This is a genomic window from Gemmatimonadota bacterium (assembly GCA_016714015.1).
In the GTDB taxonomy this organism is placed as follows: domain Bacteria; phylum Gemmatimonadota; class Gemmatimonadetes; order Gemmatimonadales; family Gemmatimonadaceae; genus Pseudogemmatithrix.
Genome location: JADJNZ010000005.1, coordinates 233,415 through 259,002, shown reverse-complemented (window position 1 = coordinate 259,002; position 25,588 = coordinate 233,415). Strand labels below are relative to the sequence as shown.

The 25,588-nt window shown below is 69.7% G+C and carries 21 protein-coding genes; 11 read left to right on the top strand and 10 right to left on the bottom strand.

The annotated features are described in order from the left end of the window. Positions 1–2 precede the first annotated feature (2 nt). Entirely contained in the window at positions 3–1,784 is a 1,782-nt protein-coding gene (locus tag IPJ78_11490) for a peptidase M14 (protein ID MBK7907171.1), read from the top strand. Positions 1,785–1,889: 105 nt separating this feature from the next. Here IPJ78_11490 and IPJ78_11485 read toward each other — a convergent pair whose 3' ends face one another. Beyond that, a complete protein-coding gene (locus IPJ78_11485; GenBank protein ID MBK7907170.1) occupies positions 1,890–4,349 on the bottom strand; it encodes a leucine--tRNA ligase in 2,460 nt (819 codons plus the stop codon). A 26-nt stretch (positions 4,350–4,375) separates the two neighbouring features. On the opposite strand from IPJ78_11485, the gene IPJ78_11480 reads away from it, so the two are divergent. Further along, positions 4,376–5,725, top strand: coding sequence for a methyl-accepting chemotaxis protein (locus IPJ78_11480; GenBank protein ID MBK7907169.1), 1,350 nt, complete (start codon positions 4,376–4,378; stop codon positions 5,723–5,725). A gap of 144 nt (positions 5,726–5,869) precedes the next feature. Here IPJ78_11480 and IPJ78_11475 read toward each other — a convergent pair whose 3' ends face one another. Next, positions 5,870–6,901, bottom strand: coding sequence for a N(4)-(beta-N-acetylglucosaminyl)-L-asparaginase (locus IPJ78_11475; protein MBK7907168.1), 1,032 nt, complete (start codon positions 6,899–6,901; stop codon positions 5,870–5,872). Between the two features lie 392 nt (positions 6,902–7,293). After that, on the bottom strand, positions 7,294–7,482 hold the full coding sequence (locus IPJ78_11470) for a four helix bundle protein (GenBank protein MBK7907167.1): 189 nt from the start codon (positions 7,480–7,482) through the stop codon (positions 7,294–7,296). Between the two features lie 197 nt (positions 7,483–7,679). On the opposite strand from IPJ78_11470, the gene IPJ78_11465 reads away from it, so the two are divergent. The 8 genes from IPJ78_11465 to dacB all read left to right on the top strand — a co-directional run bounded on the left by IPJ78_11465 (position 7,680) and on the right by dacB (position 17,297). Next, the gene (locus tag IPJ78_11465) at positions 7,680–9,536 is read left to right on the top strand and encodes an aspartate ammonia-lyase (protein MBK7907166.1); all 1,857 of its coding nucleotides are present in this window, start codon (positions 7,680–7,682) and stop codon (positions 9,534–9,536) included. 2 nt (positions 9,537–9,538) lie between these two features. After that, positions 9,539–9,913: a hypothetical protein gene (locus IPJ78_11460; protein ID MBK7907165.1), complete on the top strand. Its 375-nt coding sequence runs from the start codon at positions 9,539–9,541 to the stop codon at positions 9,911–9,913. Between the two features lie 300 nt (positions 9,914–10,213). Next, positions 10,214–11,470: a cytochrome c oxidase subunit II gene (gene coxB, locus IPJ78_11455; GenBank protein ID MBK7907164.1), complete on the top strand. Its 1,257-nt coding sequence runs from the start codon at positions 10,214–10,216 to the stop codon at positions 11,468–11,470. A gap of 15 nt (positions 11,471–11,485) precedes the next feature. Next, positions 11,486–13,408, top strand: coding sequence for a cytochrome c oxidase subunit I (ctaD, locus tag IPJ78_11450; protein ID MBK7907163.1), 1,923 nt, complete (start codon positions 11,486–11,488; stop codon positions 13,406–13,408). A gap of 15 nt (positions 13,409–13,423) precedes the next feature. After that, positions 13,424–14,143: a cytochrome c oxidase subunit 3 gene (locus IPJ78_11445; GenBank protein MBK7907162.1), complete on the top strand. Its 720-nt coding sequence runs from the start codon at positions 13,424–13,426 to the stop codon at positions 14,141–14,143. Between the two features lie 16 nt (positions 14,144–14,159). After that, the gene (locus IPJ78_11440; protein ID MBK7907161.1) at positions 14,160–14,480 is read left to right on the top strand and encodes a cytochrome C oxidase subunit IV family protein; all 321 of its coding nucleotides are present in this window, start codon (positions 14,160–14,162) and stop codon (positions 14,478–14,480) included. A gap of 147 nt (positions 14,481–14,627) precedes the next feature. Continuing rightward, positions 14,628–15,458, top strand: coding sequence for a cytochrome c oxidase assembly protein (locus IPJ78_11435; protein MBK7907160.1), 831 nt, complete (start codon positions 14,628–14,630; stop codon positions 15,456–15,458). A 192-nt stretch (positions 15,459–15,650) separates the two neighbouring features. Continuing rightward, entirely contained in the window at positions 15,651–17,297 is a 1,647-nt protein-coding gene (gene dacB, locus IPJ78_11430) for a D-alanyl-D-alanine carboxypeptidase/D-alanyl-D-alanine-endopeptidase (GenBank protein ID MBK7907159.1), read from the top strand. Positions 17,298–17,333: 36 nt separating this feature from the next. On the opposite strand, the gene IPJ78_11425 is transcribed toward dacB, so the two are convergent. Both IPJ78_11425 and IPJ78_11420 read right to left on the bottom strand, forming a co-directional pair. Beyond that, positions 17,334–17,585, bottom strand: coding sequence for a DUF2007 domain-containing protein (locus tag IPJ78_11425; GenBank protein ID MBK7907158.1), 252 nt, complete (start codon positions 17,583–17,585; stop codon positions 17,334–17,336). A 226-nt stretch (positions 17,586–17,811) separates the two neighbouring features. Continuing rightward, positions 17,812–18,963 (bottom strand): saccharopine dehydrogenase NADP-binding domain-containing protein, encoded by a 1,152-nt coding sequence (locus IPJ78_11420; GenBank protein ID MBK7907157.1) that lies wholly within the window; start codon positions 18,961–18,963, stop codon positions 17,812–17,814. Positions 18,964–19,037: 74 nt separating this feature from the next. On the opposite strand from IPJ78_11420, the gene IPJ78_11415 reads away from it, so the two are divergent. Next, on the top strand, positions 19,038–19,490 hold the full coding sequence (locus IPJ78_11415; GenBank protein MBK7907156.1) for a CoA-binding protein: 453 nt from the start codon (positions 19,038–19,040) through the stop codon (positions 19,488–19,490). 61 nt (positions 19,491–19,551) lie between these two features. Here IPJ78_11415 and IPJ78_11410 read toward each other — a convergent pair whose 3' ends face one another. From IPJ78_11410 to IPJ78_11390, 5 genes are read right to left on the bottom strand one after another with little or no spacing between them, the layout of a single operon-like run. Further along, entirely contained in the window at positions 19,552–20,457 is a 906-nt protein-coding gene (locus tag IPJ78_11410; protein MBK7907155.1) for an alpha/beta hydrolase, read from the bottom strand. Between the two features lie 12 nt (positions 20,458–20,469). After that, positions 20,470–21,495 carry a hypothetical protein gene (locus tag IPJ78_11405; GenBank protein MBK7907154.1) on the bottom strand — a complete coding sequence of 342 codons (1,026 nt, stop codon included), beginning with the start codon at positions 21,493–21,495 and terminating at the stop codon, positions 20,470–20,472. After that, positions 21,492–23,153: a M1 family metallopeptidase gene (locus IPJ78_11400; GenBank protein ID MBK7907153.1), complete on the bottom strand. Its 1,662-nt coding sequence runs from the start codon at positions 23,151–23,153 to the stop codon at positions 21,492–21,494. The genes IPJ78_11405 and IPJ78_11400 overlap by 4 nt, the downstream gene beginning before the upstream one ends. Before the next feature lie 43 nt (positions 23,154–23,196). Next, positions 23,197–24,252, bottom strand: a complete 1,056-nt coding sequence (locus tag IPJ78_11395) for a serine/threonine protein kinase (GenBank protein MBK7907152.1) — start codon at positions 24,250–24,252, stop codon at positions 23,197–23,199. Positions 24,253–24,274: 22 nt separating this feature from the next. Next, on the bottom strand, positions 24,275–25,564 hold the full coding sequence (locus tag IPJ78_11390) for a hypothetical protein (protein ID MBK7907151.1): 1,290 nt from the start codon (positions 25,562–25,564) through the stop codon (positions 24,275–24,277). Positions 25,565–25,588: the final 24 nt, after the last annotated feature.

Here is a 25,588-nt window from a genome sequence, read left to right as displayed (position 1 = left end):
AGATGCGCAAGACGCTGTTCCTTCTCGCGGTGACGAGCCTCGCGCCGCTGGCGCTGCAGGCCCAGGCACCGACCGCGCGCGCGACGCAGGCGCCGATCGCGGGTGCGCTCGCCGCGCTCGGGTCACCGCCGGACCCCAAGGTCGCGGTCGCGTGGGATCGCTTCTACGACCACGCCGGGATCGTCGAGATCGCCCGTCGGCTCGGCGCGGCGCATCCCGGCCGCATCAAGGTCGGGTCGATCGGCAAGAGCACGCTCGGCCGCGACATGGTGCTCCTCACGGTGACGAACTTCGCCGTCGGTGACGCGGACCGGAAACCCGCGATGTGGATCGACGGCAACATCCACTCCAACGAGATCCAGGGCGCCGAGTTCTCGCTCTACACGGCCTGGTATCTCGCCGAGATGGCGGAGCGCGTGCCGGCGGTCGACTCGCTGCTCGACCAGTACACGCTCTACATCGTGCCGACGATCAACCCCGACGCGCGCGACCACTTCATGCACAAGCCGAACACGGCGAGCTCGCCCCGCACCGGGCTCTCCCCGCGCGACAGCGACGGCGACGGGCGGGTGGACGAGGACAACCTCGACGACCTGAACGGCGACGGGCACATCACGCAGATGCGGCGGCGCAACGTGAACGGGCGCTTCCGGGTCTCGCCAGAGGATCCGCGCCTGATGGTGCCGGTGCGGCCGGGCGAGCGCGGCGAGTACGACCTGCTCGGGCAGGAGGGCTTCGACAACGACGGCGACGGCTTCGTGAACGAAGACGCCGACGGCGGTTACGACCCCAACCGCAACTGGCCGTGGCGCTGGGCGCCGCAGTACGTGCAGGGCGGGTCCGACCCGTACCCGACCTCGCTCGTCGAGACGCAGCACATCATCCGGTTCGTGACCGCGCACCCGAACATCGCCGGGGCGCAGAGCTATCACAACTCGGGCGGCATGCTGCTGCGCGGCCCCGGCGTCCCGCAGGACGAGTACCGTCCGCAGGACGTGCAGGTGTTCGACGTGATCGGGCGCACCGGCGAGGAGATCCTCCCGGGCTATCGCTACATGATCGTCTGGAAGGACCTCTACACGGTGTGGGGCGGCGAGCTCGACTGGTTCTACGGCGCGCGCGGCATCCTGACGTTCAGCAACGAGCTGTTCACGCCGTTCCTCTACTTCAACCGGACCAACGCCGCCGACGACGGGCCGTTCGATCCGAACGCGCGCCGCTACCAGACCACCGAGTCGCGCTTCAATCGCCTGCTGCTGATGGGCGAGGCGTTCGTCGAGTGGACCACCGTCGACCACCCACAGTACGGGCGCGTCGAGGTCGGCGGGACGAAGAAGAACTTCGGCCGCGTCGAGCCGGGATTCCTCCTCCAGAGCGATGCGCATCGCAACATGATGTTCACGCTCTTCCAGACCTCGCAGATGCCGCTCGTCGCGGTCGACTCGGTGACCACGCGCGCGCTCGGCGGCGGGGTGACGGAGGTGACCGCCGTGGTGCTCAACACCAAACTCGCCCCGACGCACACCCAGCAGGACCTCGAGAACCGCATCTCGCGTCCCGACCGCGTGACGCTGACGGGGGGGCGCGTGATCGCCGGGTTCCTCGTGGACAATCCACTCAACGGCGACGCCACCGAGCAGAAGCGCGACCCGTCCACCCTGCTCGTGCGGAACATCCCGGGCAACGGGCTCGTGCGCGTGAAGTGGCTCGTGCAGGGGACGGGGCCGTTCACCGTCAGCGTGGTGTCGGAGAAGGGCGGGTCGGCGAGCCGGAGTTCGCGATAGGGTTCGGCGGCGCCCCGGCGTGGGCGCCGTGCACGGCGGAACGGATGAGGGGCTCGCACCTGGACGGTGCGAGCCCCTCGTCGCGATCGCGGGAGTGGCGGGTTCTCAGACGACGACGTTGAGCAACCGGCCCGGCACCAGGATCACCTTCTTCGGCTCCCCGGTGATGAACTTCCCGATCGCCGGATCCGCCTTCGCCGCCGCGAGCGCCTCGTCCTGCGTCACGGTCTTGGCGACGACGAGCTTCCCGCGGGTCTTGCCACCCACCTGCACGACGAGCTCGATCGTGTCGCTCACCAGCAGCGCGGGGTCGAAGGCGGGCCAGCGGGCGTCGAACACGCTCTCCGAGTGCCCGAGCATCTCCCACAGCTCGGCCGCGATGTGCGGCGCGAACGGCGAGACGAGCTGCACCACCGGCTCCACCTCGGCGCGATGGCAGCTGCGCTCACCCTTCCGCAGCGTGTTCATGTACTCCATCATCGCGGCGATCGCCGTGTTGTAGCTCAGCGCCGGTACGTCCTCGCCGACCTTCTTGATGGTCGCGTGGAGCTTCTTCATCACCTCGGGGTCGGGCGCGCCGTCGGACGTGCAGTCGCGCACCGAGGCCCAGAGGCGGTCGAGGAACCGCTTCACGCCGCTGATGCCCGCATCGCGGAAGTCGCCGCCCTCCTCGAAGGGTCCGAGGAACATCAGGTAGGTGCGGAACGAGTCCGCGCCCCACTGGTCGATGTAGTCGTCGGGGTTGACCACGTTCCCCTTCGACTTGGACATCTTCGCGCCTTCGCGGATGATGAGCCCGTGCGCGCGGAACTTGGTGAACGGCTCCTCGAAGTGGAGCATCCCCATGTCGTGCAGGACCATCGTGATGAAGCGCGAGTAGAGCAGGTGCAGCACGGCGTGCTCGTTGCCGCCGATGTACGTCGTCACCGGCAGCCACTTCCGCGTCGTCGCGGCATCGAAGGCGACATCATCGCGCCCCACGCTCGGATAGCGCAGGAAGTACCAGGCGCTGTCGAGGAAGGTGTCGCTCACGTCGGTCTCGCGCCGCGCCCGCTTGCCGCAGGTGGGGCACGGGACGTGGAACCACTCCTCGTGGCGCGCGAGCGGCGAGATGCCGGAATCGTCCGGCTTGAAGTCGGGGATGTTGGGGAGCACGACCGGCAGCTGCGACTCGGGCACCGGCACGGTGCCGCAGGCGTCGCAGTAGATGATCGGGATCGGCGGCCCCCAGTAGCGCTGCCGCGAGATGCACCAGTCGTGCAGGCGGTAGTTCGTCACCGACTGCCCCGCGTGCATCCCCTCGAGCCACTCGGTGAGGGTGCGCTTGGCGGTGTCGACGGGCATGCCGTCGAACTGCCCCGAGTTGACGAGCTTTCCGTCGCCGACATAGGCCTCGCCCGCGAACGGCGTGCGGGCGTCCTGCCCCTCGCCCGCGACGACGCGCACGATCGGCAGGTCGAACTTCGTCGCGAACTCGAAGTCGCGCTCGTCGTGCCCCGGCACCGCCATGATCGCGCCGGTGCCGTACTCCATCAGCACATAGTCCGCGACCCAGATGGGGATGAGCTGGCCGGTCGCGGGGTTCGCCGCGTACGCCCCGGTGAACTCGCCCGTCTTCTCCTTCGTCGTCTTGCGGCTCACGATGTCCTGCTTGGCCGCGCGCGCGCGATACTCCGCGACGACGCCCTGCTGCTGCGGCGTCGTGATCGCGTCGACCAGCGGATGCTCGGGCGCGAGGACCAGGTAGGTCGCCCCGAAGATCGTGTCGGGGCGCGTCGTGAAGACCTCGATCACGGGCTCGTCGACGCGCGTCTCCGACGTGACCGAGACGGCCGCGCTGCCGGCGTCGGCGAGGGCGTCGAGCACGCGGAAGCGGAGCCGCGCGCCATCGGAGCGACCGATCCAGTTCCGCTGCGCCTGCTTCGTCGTCTCCGACCAGTCGAGCCGCTCGAGGTTGCCGAGGAGCCGCGCCGAGTAGTCGGAGATCTTGAAGAACCACTGCTCGAGGAACCGCTGCTCGACCACCGTGCCGCAACGCTCGCAGGTGCCGCCCTCGACCTGCTCGTTGGCGAGCACGGTCTTGCACGAGGGGCACCAGTTCACGGCCGCCGCCTTCTTGTACGCCAGCCCCTGCTTGTAGAGCTGCAGGAAGACCCACTGCGTCCACTTGTAGTAGGACGGGTCGGTCGTGTCGACCGACTTGGTCCAGTCCACCATGAGGCCGGCGCGGTCGAGCTGGCGGCGGAAGTTGGCGATGTTGCTCGGGATGAGCTGCATCGGGTGCTTCCCGACCTTCAGCGCGAAGTTCTCCGAGTGGATGCCGAACGCATCGTAGCCCAGCGGCTCGAAGACCGTATGGCCTTGCAGGCGCTGGAACCTCGCGTAGATATCACAGCCAGTGAAGGCGAAGAGGTTCCCGACGTGCAGCCCTTCCGCGGAAGGGTACGGGAACATCATCAGCGCGTAGAACGGACGCTCGCCGGTGGCGATGTCCGTCTGGTGGGTGCGGCGCTCGGCCCAACGCTGGCGCCAGCGTGCTTCGACGGCCGACGGCTCGTAGCCGATCGGTTCAACGGGAGCGGTCATCGTCTGTGAGTGGGAATCTGAGCAATCTATCCGCGGCGGCACCCGGCACCAAACTGCGAGACCCCGCCACCCAGGCGCCGGTACGGGATCACATCCTCGACCGGCTCTCGGGGTGGGCGGCGATCGGCGGACTGGCCGCCTTCACGCTGCTCCTGATCGTCTTCTGGACCCGCGTCGCCGCGATGGCCCAGAGCGGTGGCTTCCTGCTGCTCCTCGCCCTCGGCCTCACGCTCGCCCTCGGCCTCTCAGCGGGCATCTTCCGCTGGTTCATCTCGCCGGCGATCGGCCGCCAGAACAAGGACCTGGCCGACGTCGCCGAGGCGATCACCGCCGGTGACCTCACGCGCACGCCCTCGGCGATCGATGCGGGCGGCCAGCTCGGACGGCTCGCCCGGGCGATGGTCGTGATGTCCGGGGAGTTGCGGCAGATGGGGACGCTCCTGCGCGACAACGCCTCGGAGACGGCGCGCCGCTCGAACGAGATCACCGGCGGTACCGAGCACATGGCCGCTGCGGCGTCGGGGATCGCCGAGACGGCGAGCGCGCTCAGCATGCAGGCGACGGACATGGCGGACACCATCCGCCTCCTCTCGCTGGACGCGGGTCGCCTCAACTCGCTCGCGTCGACCGTGTCGGAGGGCGCGGCCGACGGCATCGCCCGCAACCAGCGGCTCAAGGCCCTGGCCCAGGAGAGCCACGAGCGTCTCGACGAGAGCGCCCGGCGCCTCGATGCCCTCTTGATGGATGTGCAGGCGAGCGCCAACGCGACCGAGTCGCTCGCCACGGCCTCCGACCAGATCCGCGGCTTCGTGGTGCTGGTGCAGAAGATCGCCCGCCAGTCCAAGCTCCTCGCGCTCAACGCCGCGATGGAGGCGGCCCGCGCCGGCGAACAGGGAGAGGGCTTCACGGTGGTCGCCAACGAGGTCCGGCGACTCGCGCAGGGCAGCGCCGAGGCGGCGGAGCACACGGATCAGCTGATGCAGGAGCTGATCGCGCAGATGGAGGTCGCGCGCGAGACGAGCGCGCGGTCGCTGACGACGGTCGAGACGGTGCGCGCGGCGACGGCGCACGGGCGTCAGGCCTTCACGCAGGTGGAGGTCGCGGTGGACGGTGCCGACAAGTGGGTCGGCACGATGGCGGGCACGGCAGCGTCAGGGAAGGCGCTCGCGGCCGAGATCACGGCGAAGCTCGACTCGCTCTCGGCGGGCACCCAGAGCTTCGCGAACGCGATGCACGACGTCGCGGCGGCGAGCCAGGAGCAGAGCGCGAGCACGCAGGAGATCGCCGCGGCGGCGAATGCGCTGGTGAGCGCGGCGGACCGGGTGACGGGGACGGCGGCGGCGTTCGGGGGATGACCTCGGGATGAAGGTTGAAGGAGGAAAGGGGCGAGGCCGTTCGGCCTCGCCTTCTGCATTCCCGGGTCCCTGGATGCAAGAAGGGCAGGCCGAACGGCCTGCCCCCCTTCATCCTTCAGCCTTCATCCGCCGCCGCGCCACGATTCACCGCGCCGGCCTCGGATACAGGTGCACGCACTTCTCCAACCGCGCCCCCTTCTCGTCGCACACCGCGAACTGCGCGCCTTCGTACAGCGTCCCGGCCGCGTAGCGGCCGTCCTTGGCGACGGCGTAGAACTGGATGTCGAAGTTCGGGCGCCCGTCGGCCCGCAGCAGCCGGCTCTCGGTCATCGCGACGAGCCGCTCGAGCGTCTTGAGCACGGCGACCTCGGGCGCGAGCCCCTGCCGCATGAACTCGACGGTGAGGAAGCCGCCGCAGACCTTGATGTTCGCCTCGCCGCGTCCGGTCGAGCCCGCCGCGCCGACGGTGTTGTCGCAGTACTGTCCCGCGCCGATCACCGGCGAGTCGCCGATGCGCCCGGGGATCTTCCACGCCATCCCGCTGGTGGTGGTGACCGAGGAGATGTCCCCGGTGGCGTTGACGGCGTTCATGTTGATGGTGCCGGTGGTGAACTTGATCGCGACGTCATCATCGTGATCGAGCCAGGCATCGTCCTTGTTGAGCCGCGCCTTCCACCGCAGCCAATCCTGCCGGGTCTTCTCGGTGAGGAGCTCCTGCTCCTTGAAGCCCATCTCGAGCGCGAAGCGCTTGGCGCCTTCGCCGACGAGCATGATGTGGTCGGTGTAGTCCATCACGGCCTTGGCGACGAGACTCGGCGTCGCGATGCCCTCGATGGCCCCGACGGAACCGGCGCGCTTGGTCGGACCGTGCATGCAGCTCGCGTCGAGCTGGACGACTCCATCGGCGTTGGGGAGGCCCCCGATGCCGACGGACTGGTCGTCGGGATCGAGCTCCTGGATGTTCACGCCGGCGATGATGGCGTCGAGGGTGTCCGCGCCCTTGGTGATCCGGTCGTAGGCGACCTTCACGCCGCGGAGGCCGTTCGCGCTCGAGATGACGACCGGTCTCGGGGCCGCAGGAGTGCGGGGAGCGGACGCCTGGGCCTGGCTCGGCTTGAGGGAGAGGGCGGCGGCGGCGGCCGCGGAGGTGGTCAGAAAATCGCGACGGGTGGACATGCGATGCGGGGTTGGGGACACGGCGAAGCTATCCTCGTGGCTCTCGATGCGGAATGCGGGGGGAACGGCGATGCGGGGTGCACGGGCGGTACGGAGTACGGGATGGGGACGGGATGCGGGGCCCCTCCGCATCGTCCCTGAACGGGCGGGCATCCCTGATGCTGGATGCGGGGTGCGGAGGGGGACTACTTCTGGAAGCGCATCTGGTCGGCTCTCACGCTCGCGCGTGCGGTGCGGATCATCGTCAGCAGCAGTCGACGGATCGAGGTCAAGCGCTCGAGGCGCTCCGCGCGATCAGGATGCTCGGAGGTCTCGTACCAGACGACGCACTCGCGTGCGGAGCCGAGGGCGTATTCGAGGAACGTGCGTCGCTCGGGCGTGGTGCCTCGCGATTACCCTTCCGCGATGTTCGCGGGGATCGACGCGGCAGCGCGCAGCAGTTGAGCGGCCACCTCCCGCATCGTCGCCTGAGCCGCGATATCCCCCGCGTCGATCCGCGCCACCCGCATCGCCTCCAACCCGAGCCGGTACGCCGAAAGGCGCTCGAGCGGATCCCGGTACTCCGTATCGCTGTTGGTCATGCGCTAGGATACCGTGCGTCCGCCGGCGCCGTGTCATCGTTCGCACGCCCCCGCATCCCGCATCCCGCATCAGGGATGCCCGCCCGTCCAGGGACGATGTGGCAGGTCCCCGTATCCCGCCCCCACCCCGTACCCCGTACCGCCCGTACGCCCCGCATCGCCGTTCACACCCCCGCATCCCGCACTACCTTGATAGGATGACGATACCGGACCTCTCCCGCATCCCGTTCTTCGAAGCGATCGGAGAACAGCTGCTCTGGCACCTCACCCGCGCCGGCGAACAGCTCGACTACGCCCCCAACGAGACCCTCTTCGAATCCGGCGCCCCGCGCCGCGCCTTCTGGGTCCTCCTCGAGGGCAACATCGCCATCGAGTCCACGGTCGACGGCATCCCGCATCGCCTCTCCACCCTCGGCCCCGGCGACGTCATCGGCGAGAGCATCCTCCTCGACGAGCACACCCACAGCACCACCGGCCGCGCCACCGTCCCCACCCGCGCCATGCGCTTCTCCAAGGAAGCGCTCGAGCCGCTCCTCAAGGACCGCCCCCAGCTCTACGCCGCCCTCGTGAGCCGCAGCGCACGCGCCATCCGCGACCGCCTCCGCCAGGCCGATGCGTCCCTCACCGGGCAGGGACGCCTCCTCGGATTCGCCGCCTCCGGCGCCACCCGCCGCGAGCACGACCTCCTTGGCGAGCGCGACGTGCCCGACGCCGCCCTCTATGGCGTCCAGACGATGCGCGCCATCGAGAACTTCCCCATCACCGGCGTCACGCTCCGCGACTTCCCCGAGCTCATCGTCGCGCTCGCGCAGGTGAAGGAAGCCGCCGCGCGCGCGAATCACGGCCACCCCGACCTCCCCGAGGACGTCTTCGACGCCATCGTGCGCGCCTGCAAGGAGATCCAGGGCGGGCGCCATCACGAGCACTTCCGCGTCGACATGATCCAGGGCGGCGCCGGCACCTCGTCCAACATGAACGCCAACGAGGTCATCGCGAATCGCGCCCTCGAGCTCCTCGGCGAACCGCGCGGGACCTACACGCGCGTGCACCCCAACGAGCACGTGAACCTCGCGCAGTCCACCAACGACGTCTATCCGACCGCCATCCGCATCGCGCTGCACACGGCGATCGGCGGGCTCCAGGAACAGATGCGCCTGCTCGTGGACGCCTTCCTCGCGAAGGGCACCGAGTTCGCGCCGCACATCAAGATGGGGCGCACCCAGCTGCAGGACGCCGTCCCCATGACCCTCGGCCAGGAGTTCAACGCGTACGGGCATACGATCGCCGAGGACGTGGAACGGCTCGAGGAGGCGAAGGCCCTCATGCGCGAGATGAACATGGGGGCGACGGCGATCGGCACGGGCATCACCGCGCCGCGCGGCTACACCGAGCGCGTGCGCGCCGAGCTCTCGGCGGTGACCGGCCTCGTCATGATCACCGCCCCCGACCTCGTCGAGGCGACCAGCGACACCGGCGCCTTCGTGCAGGTCTCGGGCGTGCTCAAGCGCTGCGCCGTGAAGCTCTCGAAGGTCTGCAACGACCTCCGCCTGCTCTCCAGCGGCCCGCGCACCGGCCTCGGCGAGATCCGCCTCCCCGCCATGCAGCCCGGCTCGAGCATCATGCCCGGGAAGGTGAATCCTGTCATCCCCGAGGCGGTCAATCAGGTCTGCTTCGACGTGATCGGTGGCGACGTGACCGTCACCATGGCGGCCGAGGCGGGGCAGCTCCAGCTGAACGTCTTCGAGCCGATCATCGCCTTCCGGCTGCTGCGCAACATCAGCGCCCTCCGGAACGCCTGCCAGGTGCTCCGCGAGAAGTGCGTCACGGGGATCGTCGCCAACCCCAAGGTCATGCGCGACGCCGTGGAGCGGTCGATCGGCCTCGTCACCGCCCTCCTCCCCGAACTGGGGTACGAGGTCTGCACGCAGGTCGCGAAGGAAGCGCTCGAGAGCGGCCGGGGCGTCGTCGAGCTCCTGCTCGAGAAGCGCCTGCTCACGCGCGAACAGATCGACGAGATCCTCGACCCGTCCCGCATGACCGGGACCAGGAGCTGACCATGGCCGGCACGAAGCTCGACGGCGCAGGCGCCCAGAAGATGAAGACGCTGGAAGAGGCCCTCTCGACCATCCAGACCATCCACGGCCACGTGGAGCGGATGGCGATCGACGTGAAGAACCAGCGCGGGGCTGGGGTCATCCCCCAGCAGATCAAGCGCATCGCGACCCCTCTCCAGGGTCAGCTGAAGGGACAATTCGGCATGATCGCCGATCAGGTCTCGGCCATGATCCTCGCCGCCGGGCGCGGGGGCGGCGAGCAGACCAAGGTCCGGGCGATGCGCGAGTACGTCGGGCAGATCCGCCAGGCGCTCGACATCATGTGCACCAAGGTGAAGGAGCAGCACGCGGTGGCCATCGAGGTCTCGCCGGACTGATCGGCGGGGGCGACGGCGGGGGCGACGGCGGGGGCGACGGCGGAGGCGACGGCGGAGGCGAAGGCGGGGCCGCGGCGGGCTGAGGGCCGGGCGACGGATGAACGAAGGCGCCCCGACGGCGGGACGAAGCGTCCGATGGGACTCAAGTCTTTGCCGCACCTACGGATAATACCTGACAGGTGGTCCGCTTTATCCTTGACCCTACCCATTCGGGTGGGGTAGCTTTCCAGCGCTTTTTGTACGGCCGGAGTCAGCGTCGCAGCGGCACTCCGGCACGCCTTCCCCCCAGCCATCCCCAAGATGCCGAAGCTGCGCCTGCGCTCGGCAGCGCCCGCCCTGTTGTCCCTGGCGGTCCTGCTCACGCTCTCCGCGTGTGGATTGACGGAGTATCCGAACTCCACGTTCAACCACACGACCGACTTCAACACCTCGATCGACGCGCTCTTCTCCCGCCTCGTGTTCTGGGGGACGATCGTCTTCGTCGTCGTCGAAGCCGCGCTGATCTTCACGATCATCCGGTACCGCAAGCGCCCGGGTGGCGCGCCGGCCCGGCAGATCCACGGCAATGCGGCCCTCGAGATCACCTGGACCGCCATCCCGGCGATCATCCTCGTGCTCATCGCGGTGCCCACCGTGAAGACCATCTTCGAGACGCAGAAGCCGGCCCCCGCTGGTTCGCTGACGGTCGAGGTCATCGGGCACCAGTGGTGGTGGGAGTTCCGCTACCCGGAGCTCGGCATCGTCACCGCCAACGAGGTCTACGTCCCGGTCGGCCGCACGGTGAACTTCGTGCTCACCACCAAGGACGTGCTGCACTCCTTCTGGATCCCGCAGATGGGCGGCAAGCGCGATCTCATCACGAACCGGACCAACTACCTCTGGTTCACGCCGAGCGACACGCTGAAGAGCTCGGCGTGGAACGGCTTCTGCACCGAGTACTGCGGCGCGAGCCATGCGAACATGCGCATCCGCATGTACACGGTGCAGCCGGACGAGTTCGCGTCGTGGGCGCGGCACCAGGCGAGCCCGGCGGTCTTCAACCCGTCGGCCCCGCCGGCGACGCCGGTCGTGACGGCGTCCAATCCCGGGCAGGCCGCCGCCACGGCGGACACGACGACGGCGCTGCCGAGCGGCTACGTCTTCCCGAGGGAGCAGCTCCCCGCGCACGTCGTCCCGCAGACGCCGATCCCGGCGGGGCTCGCCTACGACGACGCGCTCCTCGCCGGTGGCGACGCGACGCGCGGCGCGACGCAGGGCTTCATGCTCGGCGGCTGCATCGGCTGCCACGCGATCAACGGGCTCCCGGGCGCGGTCTCGAACATCGGACCGAACCTGACGCACGTCGCCTCGCGGCACACGATCGCTGGCGGACTCTACAAGAACGACGGCCCGACGCTGGCGCGCTGGATCAAGAACGCGCGCCACCTGAAGCCGGGCTCGATCATGAACACGATCGGCCGCGGTGAATACGACCCCATCATGAAGATGACCGTCACGGCGGGCCTCGACGACCGGCAGATCGCGGACGTGGTGGCCTACCTGCTGTCACTCAAGTAACCGGAGCCCCCCAACATGGCCACCATCGCAACCCCGACGCATGCCGGCTCCGGCAGCGCTGCCGCGTCCGGCGAGAACACGGGGATCTGGAGCTGGATCACCACCGTCGACCACAAGCGGATCGGCACGCTCTACCTCTGGACCGCGCTCTTCTTCTTCATGGTCGGCGGGCTCGAGGCGGTGCTCATCCGCACGCAGCTCATGCGCCCCAACATGGGGTTCGTCTCGGCCGAGACGTACAACCAGCTGTTCACGATGCACGGCACGACGATGGTGTTCCTCGCCGTCATGCCGCTCTCGGCCGCGTTCTTCAACTACCTGATCCCGCTCCAGATCGGTGCGCGTGACGTCGCCTTCCCGCGGCTCAACGCCTTCTCGTACTGGGTGTACCTGCTCGGCGGCATCTTCATCACGCTGCCCATCCTGTTCCAGATCGCGCCCGACGGCGGCTGGTTCGGTTACGCCCCGCTCACGACCAACCAGTTCTCCGCCGGCCCGAACATCGACTTCTGGGTGATCGGCCTCCAGATCCTCGGCGTCTCGTCGCTCGCGGCGGCGTTCAACTTCATCACGACGATCATCAACCTGCGCGCACCGGGCATGTCGCTCATGCGGCTCCCGATGTTCACCTGGATGTCGTTCGTCGTGCAGTTCCTGCTCGTCCTCGCCTTCCCGCCGATCACCGTCGCGCTCGTCTTCCTGCTGTTCGATCGCTTCTTCGGGACGACGTTCTACTCGATCGCCGCCGGCGCCGACCCGCTGCTCTGGCAGCACCTCTTCTGGGTGTTCGGCCACCCCGAGGTGTACATCCTCATCCTGCCCGCCTTCGGCCTCGTGTCGGAGGTGCTCCCGACCTTCTCGAAGAAGCCGCTCTTCGGCTACAACGTGATGGTCTACTCGGGCATCATGATCGGCTTCCTCGGCTTCGGCGTCTGGGCCCACCACATGTTCGCCGTGGGCATGGGCGCGGTCGCCGACTCGATCTTCGCGACGATGACGATGCTCATCGCCATCCCGACCGGCGTGAAGATCTTCAACTGGATCGCCACGATGTGGGCGGGCGAGATCCGGTTCACCGTCCCGATGAAGTTCGCGATCGCCCTCATCGCGATGTTCACCATCGGCGGCATCTCGGGCGTCATGCACTCGTCGGCCCCGGCCGACCTGCAGCAGACCGACACCTACTTCATCGTCGCGCACTTCCACTACGTGCTCTTCGGTGGGTCGATCATGGGCATCTTCGCGGGCATCTACCACTACTACCCGAAGATGACCGGCCGCTTCATGAACGAAGGGCTCGGCAACGTGCACTTCTGGCTGAATCTCATCGGCATGAACCTCACGTTCTTCCCGATGCACTTCAGCGGGCTCCTCGGCATGCCGCGCCGCGTCTACCAGTACGACGCCGGCCAGGGCTGGGACCTCTTCAACCTGATGTCGACCTACGGCACCTACCTGCTCGTGGTCGCCACCGCGGTCTTCATCTGGAACTTCGTCCGCAGCCGCACCACCGGCGCGGTCGCGAGCGGCGACCCCTGGGGCGCCGCGACGCTTGAGTGGTCGATCCCCTCGCCGCCGCCCGAGTACAACTTCGCCAAGATCCCGACGGTGACCTCGCGCTCGCCGCTCTGGGACCTCAAACACCCGGAGATGTCGGCCGGCGCGGACCACTCGGCGGCGGATTCCGCGGCCATCGAGGCCGCGCATTCGACGCCGATGCATGAGGAGACGGAGACCTACACGGCGAAGGAGCTCGGCATCCCGATGCCGTTCCCGACCGCCAAGCCGCTCTTCACCGCGGTCGGCATGGTCGTGATGTTCAGCGGCCTCCTCTTCCTGCGCAACGGGATGTTCGCCGTCTCGATGACGATCACGCTGACCGGCGCCGCGATGCTCATCGGCGGCCTGTACGCGTGGCTCACCGCCCCCCTCGAGTAACCGGAGACCACGACAGTGTCCTCACACACCGCTGCCGCGCACGCCTCCGGGGCCCATGGGGCCCACGGGCACGACGACGGCCACGCGCACGTGCACTACACCACCACCGGCCTCGACAACCGGAAGATCGCGATCTGGACCTTCATCGGGTCCGAGTGCATGCTGTTCGCCTCGCTGATCTCGACCTACCTCATCTACAAGGGCAAGTCGGTCGTCGGGCCCTTCCCGCATGAGGCGTGGACGTCCGAGACGGGCCAGGTCTTCAAGCCCATCCTCGACATCCCGGTCACGTCGGCCTCGACGTTCGTGCTGCTCATGTCGTCGTTCGCGATGGTGCTCGCCCTCCAGGCCGTCCAACTCAAGGGCAAGCCGCTCGCGACCGGCGCCGGCTGGTGGGAGCGCATCCAGCGCTCGTCGCAGTTCTGGCTCGCCGCGACCGCGCTCATGGGCGCGACCTTCCTCGGCTTCCAGGCGTACGAGTTCACCTCGTTCGTCCACGAGGGGCTGACGATCAAGACGAACCTCTTCGGCTCGTCCTTCTTCACGCTCACCGGCTTCCACGGCGCCCACGTCACCGTCGGCGTGCTCTGGCTGATGACGCTGCTCTGGATCGACCGCACGCGCGGCCTCGCCGGCAAGAACGACGAGCTCCTCGTCGACATCTGCGCCCTCTACTGGCACTTCGTCGACGTCGTCTGGATCGCGATCTTCACGCTCATCTACCTCATCCAGTGACGGCGAGGAACTGACCATGTCCCACGACGCCAAGCACGACGGCCACGCCGAGCATCACCACCCGACGGGCAACCAGTACCTCACGATCGCGATCATCCTCACCGCGATCACCGTCGTCGAGGTCTGGGCCTATTACATCCCGTCCCTCGTCGCCTCGCCGCTCTTCAACCCGGCCCTGCTCTTCATGTCGGCGGTGAAGTTCGCGATCGTCTGCCTGTTCTACATGCACCTCAAGTTCGACCACAAGCTGTTCCGGGTCGTGTTCACCGGCTCGCTGATCATCGCGATGTGCACGCTGATGGCGCTGATGTTCCTGTTCGGGAAGGTGGCGCTGTAGCGCCAATCCCAGGATGAAGGAAGCAGGATGAAGGAAGAACGGGGCCTCCGCATCGGGGCCCCGTTCTTCACTTGATGCGGGATGCGGGGACGAAGTACCCGCGGGTACTATCTTTCAGCCTCACTCCTTCAGTCTCCATCGGCCTCCGTGCACCCCATTCTCTTCCTGCATCCCAAGGTCGACCTCTCCCAGGGGGGCTTCACGCTCCACTGGAGCACGGTCATCGGGCTGCTCGCGCTCTGGGGACTCTACGAGTGGCGCGCGGCGGTCCACGCGCGCACCGACGGGCGACGCCCGACGGCGCTGCAGCGCCTGTGCCTGTTGCTCGGACTCGGCGCGATGTTCGGGACGCTGAACGGGCCCGTCCACGACATCAGCGACTACTACCTCTTCACCGGCCACATGGTGCAGCACCTCGTGCTCACCTTCGTGACGCCACCGCTGCTGCTCCTCGGCGTGCCCGGCTGGATGCTCCGTCCCGCGCTCGCGCAGCGGCACGTCGCCGCCGTCGCGCGGGCCGTCACCACGCCGCGCGCCGCCTTCGCGATCTTCAACCTCACGCTCGCCTTCTGGCACCTCCCACCGAACTACAACTCGGCGATGTACTACCACGAGGTGCACATCCTGCAGCACCTCATGTTCCTCGTCACGGCCGTGCTGGCCTGGTGGCCGCTCCTGAGCCCGCTCCCCGAGCTCCCGCGCCTCAGCTATCCGGGCCAGATGCTCTACAGTTTCCTCATGACCCTGCCGATGACAGTCATATCGATCTTCATCGTCTACTCGGATCATGTGCTCTACCCGGCCTACGCCAGCGCGCCGCGGCTCTGGGGACTCTCGCCGCTCGAGGACCAGCGGCTCGGCGGTCTGATCATGTGGATCCCCGGCGGGCTGTTCTTCTACCTCCTCACGTCGGTGATCTTCCTGAAGTGGGTGCAGTCCCAGCGCGATGATCGGGCGGGCGCGCAGGCGGCTGGCTGAGCGGTCAGACCGACTGCCCGGCAATACCCCGAAGCAGCGTTGCATTCCGCGTCACCCAGGGAGGGGGATGGTCGTCATCCTCCTGCTGTCCCTGTCCCGTCCGGCGCGCTGACCCCGGCGCCACGGGGTAAGGCTTGAGGTGGGCGCGTCCGGCGCTCGCCCCGCTCCTCGAAGCCCGGTAGAATGCCCTTAATGCGTCGGCTCCTCTCCCTCCTGCTCGCTGCCCTGCTCACCGCCACGCCGGCGGGGGGGCACGCGCAGACGCCCACGGGGACGAAGGCGCCGGCCACGGCAGCGACGAAGGCACCGACCAAGGCTCCGAGCACGGCGCCCGCCCGTACGCCGACCGCGACGACCCGATCGAGCACGGCCCGACCGACCGTCGCCGCGGCTGCCAAGCGCCCCGCCCCCCGCGCCACCTCGCGGAGCACCACTGCGCGCGCGACGCTGCGCGCCGCCACGCCCACCAGCACCCCCGACCTGCGCGAGCACCTGGCGTCGCTCGTCCGCGACGCCGCGCGCTCGGGACAGTGGGGCGTCATGGTCGTCTCGCTCTCCCACGGGGACACGCTCTACTCGCACAACGCCGACGAGCTCCTGCTGCCGGCGTCGACGATGAAGCTCTACACCTCGGCGATCGCCCTCGAGCGCTTCGGGCCGGCGCACCAGTTTCGCACCGAGGTCCTGCGCTCCGGGGCCGTGGGCGAAGGGGGCGTCGTCCGCGGCGACCTCATCCTGAAGGGCAACGGCGATCCGTCCCTCGTGCCGCGCTACGTGGAGTGGAATCGCGGGGCGCGGCCACTCGACTCGCTCGCCGACCTCGTGGCGCGGGCCGGCATCACCCGCGTCACGGGCGACATCATCGGCGACGCGAGCGCCTTCGATGGCGAGCGCGTGCCGGCGGGGTGGCGCACACGCTACCTCCAGGCGAGCTACGCCGCGCGCGTCTCGGCCCTCTCCTACAACGAGAACCTCGCGCACATCACCGTGCGCCCGTCGACGCGCGGCGCGCAGGTGGCCTTCGCGCAGCCGGTGAGCGGGCTCTCGCTGCGCTCCACGGTGACGATCCGGCCCAACAGCCGCAGCGCCTCCATCCGCGTCTGGCAGGACACGCTCACGCAGCAGTTCAAGGTGAGCGGCTGGATCGGCGCGCGGAGCGTGGTGCGGACCTACCAGGTGGTCGTGGAGCAGCCCGAGCAGTACGTCGCGGCGGCCTTCCGCGCGGCGCTCGAGGCGCGGGGCGTGACCGTCGAGGGGCGGGTCCGCGGGGGCGCCGCCGCTGCCGGCGCCACGCGCGTCACCGCGTGGGCCTCGCCCCCGCTCGCTCAGCTCGTCGCCAAGATGAACGGCGAGAGCAACAACCATTTCGCCGAGCTGCTCTTCCGGAACGCGGCGCGGTCGGGCGGCGCGGTTGGATCGGCCCACATCGCCAACGAGTCGCTCCGCACCTTCATGACCGACCGCGTCGGCGTCGGCGCCGCCTCGGTCTACGCGGCCGACGGCAGCGGCCTCTCCACGCTCGACCGCGTGACGCCGCGCTCCATGGTCATGCTCCTCGGGTACAGCGCGCAGGCCCCGTGGGCGCAGGTCCTGCAAGCCTCGCTGCCGGTCGCCGGGCGCACCGAGACGCTGCGGTCCCGCATGCGCTACACCGCGGCGCAGGGGAACCTGCGCGCGAAGACCGGCACCACCGGCGAGGTCACCTCGCTCGGCGGCTACGTCACGGCGAAGAACGGCGAGAAGCTCGCGTTCTCGTTCATCTACAACGGCCGCGAACTCTGGCGCGCCCGCGCCGCGATCGACGCGATGGGCGTGACGCTGGCGAACTTCTCGCGCTGAGAGAAGGGCGCGCCGTCGGCGGCGCGCCCCGGCTGGTCAGCTGAGCAGCGGGGGCTTTCCCTTCGGATCGCTCGCCGCCGTCGCATCGAGCAGCCGCACCGCCGTGTCGACGTCGCGATGCCGCACCACCAGCCGCACCGGGTGCAGCACGTCGAGGAACGGGAGCATGCCGCTCGCGTTGTCCTTCAGCAGCATCGAGACGATGCCGTTCGCGTCGAGCACCGCACGGGCGAACTCCGCTTCCACGCTGTTCGGGTAGGTCTTCACGACGAACGCTTGCTCGGGCATCGTGACCTCCTGACGTGGGGATGAGGGACGCATCGGTGCTGGGGGCTGGATGGGTATACTCGCGGGGACACGGTCCCGTTCCCGTACTACCCCGCGGGACCGGCGGTCACCACAGCGCGCCGGACGGTGGTCCACCAAGTATCGGCGCACTTGTCCGCGGGTGAAGCGAAGGGGGCACCGGGGATTCCCCGATGCCCCCGCGCGACGCTGACGGCGTGTCGGCGACTTACGAGACCGTCTGCCGGATGAGGATCCCGCGCTTCCCGAGCTCGGTCACGTACCGCTCGCCGGGCATGCATTCGTCCGGCGTGTGCACGCCGGCCGGCTTCACGGCCCCTTCGGCCTGCAGCTGACCGGTGATCGAGAGCGAGTATCCGGTCGTCCGCATCATCGCACTGATCCCGTGCGCCGCGTCGTAGCGGTCGACGAGCTCGAACGTGTGCGTCTGCGGCTTCCCGCCCTTGGTCCCGCTCACCACCACGCGGAGCGCGACGAGGTCGGGCGAGTTCTTCTTCGTGAGGCGCGGCTGCATCTGCGCGATCGCGAGCTCGCGCGGCACCACCTTCGTGCCCTTCACGTCGACCGGCTCCAGTTCGAGCAGGCCCAGCTCGCGGATCGCTTCCATGATCCGCGCGTGTCCCGGGTACCGGAGCGTCTTGTACTCCATCGTCGGGATCTTTCCCTCGTAGCGGTGCGCCATCGTCGAGAGGCCGCCGGCCGTGTGGAACGCCTCCAGCTCGCCCACCGGCGCCTCGAACTGCACCGGCTCGATCTCGCTGAGCGCCTTCACCGTCACGCGCTTCCCGTCGCGCACGACCCACGAGAGCGTCGTGTAGTAGTCGAGCACGCCCTCGATCGAGTAGACGATCTGGTACTTGAGCGGGCCCTCGGGATGCTGCGGCAGACCGCCGACGAAGATCCGGACGGTGTCGGTCGAGTCCAGGCGGTCGATGCCGAGCTGCGCGAGGATGTTCACCATGCCGGGCGCGAGGCCGCAGTCCGGGATCACGGTCACGCCCGCGGTCGCGGCCCGCTCGTTGAGCTGCTTCTGGTGCTCGACGATCTCGGTGTTCCCGCCGAGGTCGCAGAAGTGCGCGCCGGCCGCGATCGCGGCCTCGCTCATCGGGAGGTTGAAGTAGTACGGGATGGCGCACATGACGGCCTTCACGCCGCGCATGGCGACCGACACGGCCGTGGGGTCCTTCACGTCGAGCGTGATGAGCTTCAGCCGCTCCCCGCCCACGTACGGCTGGAGGAAGGCGGGCAGGTGGTCGACGGACTTGTCCGCGAGCCGCACTTCCGTGCAGTCGGGGTTCTGGAGGAGGTCATACGCACAGGCCGAACCCTGCAGGCCGGCGCCGAGGACGAGCATCTTCATGGAGGATCTCCGAGCGGGTGGAGCCAAGGTGGACAGCCCTTGAATCTACTCGGACCGAGGGCTGATTTCACTCCATGACCACCGACTGGCGCACCCACCTGCTGGAATCCGACGAGGCCGTCGCCGCCCTGCTCGCCCGGGTCCGCTCCGTCGCGGTCCTGGGCATCAAGACGCCCGAAACGGGCGCCCCGGCGCATTTCGTCCCCGCCTTCGCCCAGCGCGCGGGCCTCCGCATCCATCCGGTGCCGGTCTACTACCCGGAGCTCACGGCGATGCTCGGCGAACCGGTCCACCGGACGGTCGCGGGGATCGGCACGCGCGTCGACCTGGTGAACGTCTTCCGGCGCCCGCAGGACATTCCGTCACACCTGGACGACCTGCTCGCGGCGAAGCCGGGGGCAGTCTGGTTCCAGTCGGGGATCCGCCATGACGCGGCGGCCGAAGTGCTGGCCCGCGCGGGGATCGATGTGGTGCAGGACCGATGTTTGATGACGGAGATGGAGAAGAAGGCAGAAGGTAGAAGGTAGAAGGCAGAAGGTAGAAGGCAGAAGGCAGAAGCCCCCACTTTCACCCTTCACCCTTCAGCCTTCAGCCTACTCGGCGCGCAAAGTACGCCCCCACGCCCTTCATCGCATGCCGCGACTCCGGCGTCAGCGGCACCGAGGCGTGCCAGTCGTGCATCATCTCGCGGAAGACGGTGAACTCCACCGCGACCCCCGCCGCGCGCGCCTTCTCCGCGAGTCGACGCGAATCGTCGAAGAGTATCTCGCTGTCGCTCGCGTGGATGAGCAGCGACGGCAGGCCCTTCAGATCGGCATAGAGCGGCGAGATCAACGGGTGCTCCACCGGATGGTCCCCGGCGTACATCCGCGCGAGCGTGAGCCCATGCCGCGGCGAGAGCACGCTGTCGGTCGCGGCGTTCCCGAGGAAGGAGGCGCCGCTGTTCGCGAGGTCGGTCAGCGGCGAGATGAGCGCCGCGGCCGCGGGGAGCGGGTCGCCGGCATCGCGCAGGGCGAGCAACGCGCCGAGGGTGAGCGCGCCACCGGCCGAGTCCCCGATGAGTCCGAGCGACGCGGGCGCGACGCCCAGGGCGTAGAGCGCGCGCACCGCCGCGACCGCGTCGTCGAGCGCCGCGGGGAACGGATGCTCCGGCGCGAGCCGGTAGTCGAGCGAGATCACCCGCGCGCGCGACCGCGCGGCGAGCCACCCCGCGAAGGGACGGAACCCGCGCGGCGAGCCGCCGATGAACGCCCCGCCGTGCAGGTGCAGGATGGTGCGCCGCGGCGCGACGTCCGCCGGCGTGTGCCACTCGCCCGGAAGCTTCGGCTCGCGGGACGCCTCCACGCGCAGTCCGCGCGGCAGGAAGGCCGGGAGCAGGAGCCGCGCGTCCATCGAGCGCCGGAAGGCCGCGACGTCGAACGTCGGGCCATCGGCGACGCGCCGGATCATCAGGCGCGACGTGAACGCGAGGAATCGGGATTCGAGGCTCGACATGCGCTCCGGGGGTCAGCGGTGCACGACGATGGTAGCCTCTGACGCGTCCCACCACCAGCGGCTCGCGCGCATGAGCGACCGCCCACGCACCGACGCGATGGCCACCGGCGGCTCGCCCACGGTCGGCACGAGCCAGACCCCGGGGAAGGCGAGCGCCAGCGGGATCTGGAACGCACCCTCCGGCGCTCGGCGGCGCCCCTCGGGCGTGAAGGAGACGGTCCCCTCGCGCTCGTCGAAGATCGGACGGAGCGGCCAGAGGACGTCGATGCCGATGCGCACCTCCCCCTCCGGCACCTCCCGATCCACGCGCGCCTCCACTCCGCGTAGGCGACGTTCGCCGATCCAGAGCTCGGCGATGAGGAGCGGCGCTCCGTGCGCGGTCGCGCCGAAGCTGCGCGGCTTGAGCGCCGGGTCGTCCGCGCGCGCGAGTCGCACGCCCTGCACGGCGGGATCGAGCACCGCGCGCGCCGTGCCGCCCGCACCGCGGACCTCGAAGCTCCCGATCGCACGCCCGTCGGTGAGGAAGATCATCGGCACCGTCACCGGCGTGCCGCTCACCGGCCCGGCGTCGCCGCGCTCGGCGCGCAACCCGAGCCGCGCGGCCTCGCGCTGCGCCTCGGCGGCCGGCAATCGCACGCCGGGGATGCGGCGGCGATCGACGTCGGGACGGAAGGCCGCGACCGCCATCATCGCCTGCGCGACGCTCGGCGTGTCGGCGCCGAAGCGCAGCGCCTCGCCGAAGAGGATGTCGGCAATCACGAACCGCGCGCGCGATGCGAGGTAGCGGCCGAGCTCCCCGCGGGCCGCCGGGGCACGCGGGGCCGCGTCCACAGCTCCGTAGAGCGCATCCTCGGCCGCGCGCAGGCGCCCGCGCGCGAGGAGCGAGTCGGCGCGGGACGGCGCGGCAACGGGCAGTTCGCGCGAGGTCGTCGGCCGCTCCGGCGAGGCCGTCCGCGGCGCCTGCCCCGCGGCGGTCGGCGCCGTCGTCGCGAGGAGGCCTGCGACGAGGATCGCGATGTGCAGCGCGCGCGCCCTCACGGCGTGCGGAGCACCGCGAGCACGTCACCCCACGGATCGAACGTCACGGTACTCGGCGCGCCGGCGAGTTCGACGCGGGTGCGCACCACCGACTCCTGGGCGGCGGGGACCTCGATGACGACCACGCTGCGCGCACCGTCCGCGGCGCGCACCTCCACCGGCAGGCGGAATCGATACGTGCCGTGGCGGCCCGTCTGCCGCGCCGTGACGACGAGTTCGCCGCGCGCCGCATCCCACGCGTGCGAGAGCGTCACCTCGGCGAAGCCCGGCCGGGTGAGCCACTGGTCGAAGAACCAGGCGAGGTCGCGCCCCGCCTCGCGCTCCAGATGCTGGCGCAGCGCGCCGGTGAGCGCATTGCCGTGCCGGTGGGCGAGCCAGTAGCTCCGCACGCCGCGGAAGAAGGCACTGTCGCCCACCTCGCGCCGCAGCATGTGGAGCACCATCCCGCCCTTCTGGTAGCTGTTGGTGTTGAGGAGCTCGAGTAGCACCGTCTGCGCCGTGTCGAGCACCGGGCGGCGCGCGACCACGTCGTCCTTCACGATCTGCTCGCGGATCCGGTTCATCTCGGCGCGGAAAACGCTGTCCCCGCGCGAGTGCTCGGTGTAGAGCGCGGCGAAGTAGGTCGCGAACCCCTCGGAGAGCCAGACGTGCCCCCACTGCTCCTCCGTCACCGCATCGCCGAACCACTGGTGCGCGGTCTCGTGCGCGATGAGGCCCACCTCGAGGCCATTCGGCCGGCGGAAGAGCCGGTCGGCGTAGAAGATCACGCCGGCGTTCTCCATCCCGCCGAATCGCGTCGACGACTGCACGTGCGCGAGCTGCTCGTACGGGAACGGCGCCACGAGCGCCCCGAAGAAACGCAGGATCGAATCGGCCTCGACGAAGTGGCCGGGCATGAAGCGCGCCTGTTCCGGCGCGGTGTAGACGCGCTGGGGGACGCAGCGTCCGACGGACGCGAGTCCGCAGGCGGTCTCGCCGAGGTCGTGCGCCACGAGCGGCGCGACGCCGACGACCATCAGGTAGGTCGGGATGGGCGTGGCGCTCGCCCAGGTGGTCCGCTTCCGACCCGGCGCGCCGGGAACATCGGTGATGCTGCGACGCGTGCCGTTGGCGACCACGGTGAGGACCGCCGGGGCATCGACGACGAACTCGACGAGCGCCTTGTCCGACGGGTGGTCCACCGTCGCGAGCCAGTGGCGGCCGCGGTCGGGCCAGTTGTCGCCGAAGGCGCGCCAGCGGCCCGCGGTATCGGTGGAGATGATGAGGCCGTCCGCCGGCTCGCCCTCGTAGAACACGGTCACGCAGAGCGTGTCGCGCGCGGGGGCCGGGACCTGGACCGGATTGGCCGGCGCCATGCGTCCCGACGGGGCGACAGCGGGGAGCGCGACACGCACCTGTCGCCCATCGTGCGTGAAGCCCGCGGCGGCCGACGACGCATCGCAGCCGAGGAGGGCGCGGCTGACGCGCATCGGCGCGAGGAGGTCGAGGCGGAGCGTGTCGACGCCCTCGCCGCGCGCGAAGCGCACCGCGGAGGAGAGGCGCACCGCCCTGCCGCGATCGGGCACGCGCAGGTCGAATCGGTAGCGCAGCACGTCGACGTTCGACTGCTGGGCGGACAACGCCGCGCGGCCCACGAGGAGCAGCGCGAGGAGGAGCATCGGGCGCATCGGGATGGTACCCCGGTGAGGGGTGGGTGCGCGGCTAGAGTCCGGCGGCGGCGCGCAGGGCCTGCGCGAACTCGGGAGCGGTCTGGTAGCGGTCCTCGGGGGCGCGGGCCATCGCCTTGAGGAGCGCGGTATCCATCGCCTCCGGCAGATCGGGGCGACGATTGCGCGCCGGGATAGGATCGAGGCGGAGCCGCGCGATCATCATCTCCTGCTGGTTCTTCCCTTCGAAGGGCAGCTTGCTCGTGAGCATCTCGTACGCCATGAGCGCGAGCGAGTAGATGTCGGTGCGCGAGTCGAGCGCCTTGCCGCGGAGCTGCTCGGGGCTCATGAACTCGGGGGTGCCGAGGATGATGCCCGTGGCGGTGAGCTTCTGCAGCTCGCCGCCGGCCTTCCGCTCCTTCGCGAGGCCGAAGTCCATCACGACCGCGTACTCCACGCCGTCGGCCTTCTTGCAGATCATGATGTTCTCGGGCTTCAGGTCACGATGGATGATCGTGAGCTGGTGCGCGACATGGAGCCCGTTGGCGACCTCGTTGATGAACTTCACGCAGTCGGCGATGGTGGTCTTGCCGACGCGATAGTTGCGGTCGCTGAGGATCTCGCCCTCGACGTACGGCATGACGACATAGACGAGGCCATCCTCGGTCTCGCCCATGCGCACGATGTGGCAGACGTTCGGGTGCGCGAGGCGGATGCCGAGCGCGGCCTCGCGCTTGAGGCGGGCCATCGCGTTCTCGTCCTTGCTCAGCGCCGGCGAGAGGATCTTGATGGCGTAGCGTTCCTGCGTCGCGACGTCGTGCGCGAGGTAGACGTAGGACATGCCGCCCTCGCCGACCTTGCGGACGATGTGGTAGCGGCGGTCGAGGACCTTGCCGGCCATGTTGGCGTGGCTCGAGGCCGCGCCGGACTTCGCCGGGTCATTCGCGCGAAGCGCGGTGGGGCGGACGGCGGTGTTGCTGCCCGCCGGAGGCGCTGCGGGAGCCGCGGGCGCCCCGCCCGGCTGGAACGCCATGAGCTTGGTGCCGTCACGCGTGCAGAAGCGCGCTTCGTCACCGTACATCGTCCCGCAGGTCGGGCACCGCATGCTCACGAGCCGGGCTCTCCGTCGAAGGTCAGCGACCGGCCCAACGCTGCACCACCTGCCCGCGCGCCTGGAGCTCCATGTCGACGAGCGAGATCGCGAGGGCACGCTCGCCCTCGGGGCGACCCCCCACCGTGAAGCGCGCGGTCAGCGTGAGCGGCGTGCGGAGCACGTCGAACTGGCGCGCCGTCGCGCGCGGCACCTTCCAGAGGTCGTTCGCGTCGTACGTCATCCCCGAGTCGGGCATGCACCAGAAGACCGGTCGCGTGAAGCAGGCGACGGTGAGCTGGCTGCGGCCCTCGCGCGTGGTCGGCAGGCGGAAGCCGTCGACGTTGAACTCGAGCATCTCGGTGTCGGCGTCGTAGCGCACGTTGCGCACCGGGAGGGAGACGACGAACGAGCGCTTGGTGGTGCGGAAGTACTCGGCCTCCCGCGCCTGGTACTCGGCCATCGCCGCAGCGCGGCGCGCCTCGAACTCCGGCGTGCTCTCGTACGGGTCGCGGCGGACCTGCGGCGGCGGCGCGTCCATCACGGCGATGGCATCGCGCGCCATGCCGTTGAGGATCGTCGTGAACTCCGTCGGCGAGACGCTCTCGACGCGATCGGCGGTGCTGGTCTCGCCGGCGTCGCGGGTGATCATGCGGATGCCGGCGTTCGTCTCACGGGCGGTGCTGGCCGCGGCCGGCGTCGCCGCCGGGGCGACGACGCGGGCACGGCTCGGGGTGTTCGGGGCGGACGCCGGCGTGGTGGCCGGTGTGCTAGCCGGCGTCGTGGCCGGCGTCGTCGCGCGCGTCGGCGCCGGCCGACGCGTCGCCGGCGCGCTCGGGCGCGGCGCCGGGGTACGGATCGGCGTCACGGACGTCGTGTTCGCCACGGCCTTCGTCGGGGTGTCGACCGGCTGCTTCCCGGCATCGGCGACGCGCCCTGCCGCCGTGCCCGGCTCGGCGTCGGTGCAGAACGGCTGCGAGGTCGGGGCATCCACCGCGTCACTCGCCGAGATGATCACGAAGCACTTCACCGGCGAGAGGGCCGGGTGCGAGGCATTCGCCGCCCACGCGTTGGCCGACGCGAACGCGATGCTGACCTCGGCGCCGGAGGTCGGCGTGTAGTTCAGGTCCTTCGGATCGGTCGCGAACGTCTTGGCGCGACCGAGGTAGGTGCGCTGCAGCGCCGCGAGGCGGGTCAGGTCACGCTTGACCGCCTCCGCCACGCGAGCCTTCTCGCCGGCGAGGGCGGGCCGCTGCGCGTCGACCTGAGCCGGTGCGAGCGCGAGGAGGACAGCGGTGGCAAGGAACGCGACAGGCGAGGCGGGGCGAGCCATCTATGCAGGTCTCCGAGGACCAGC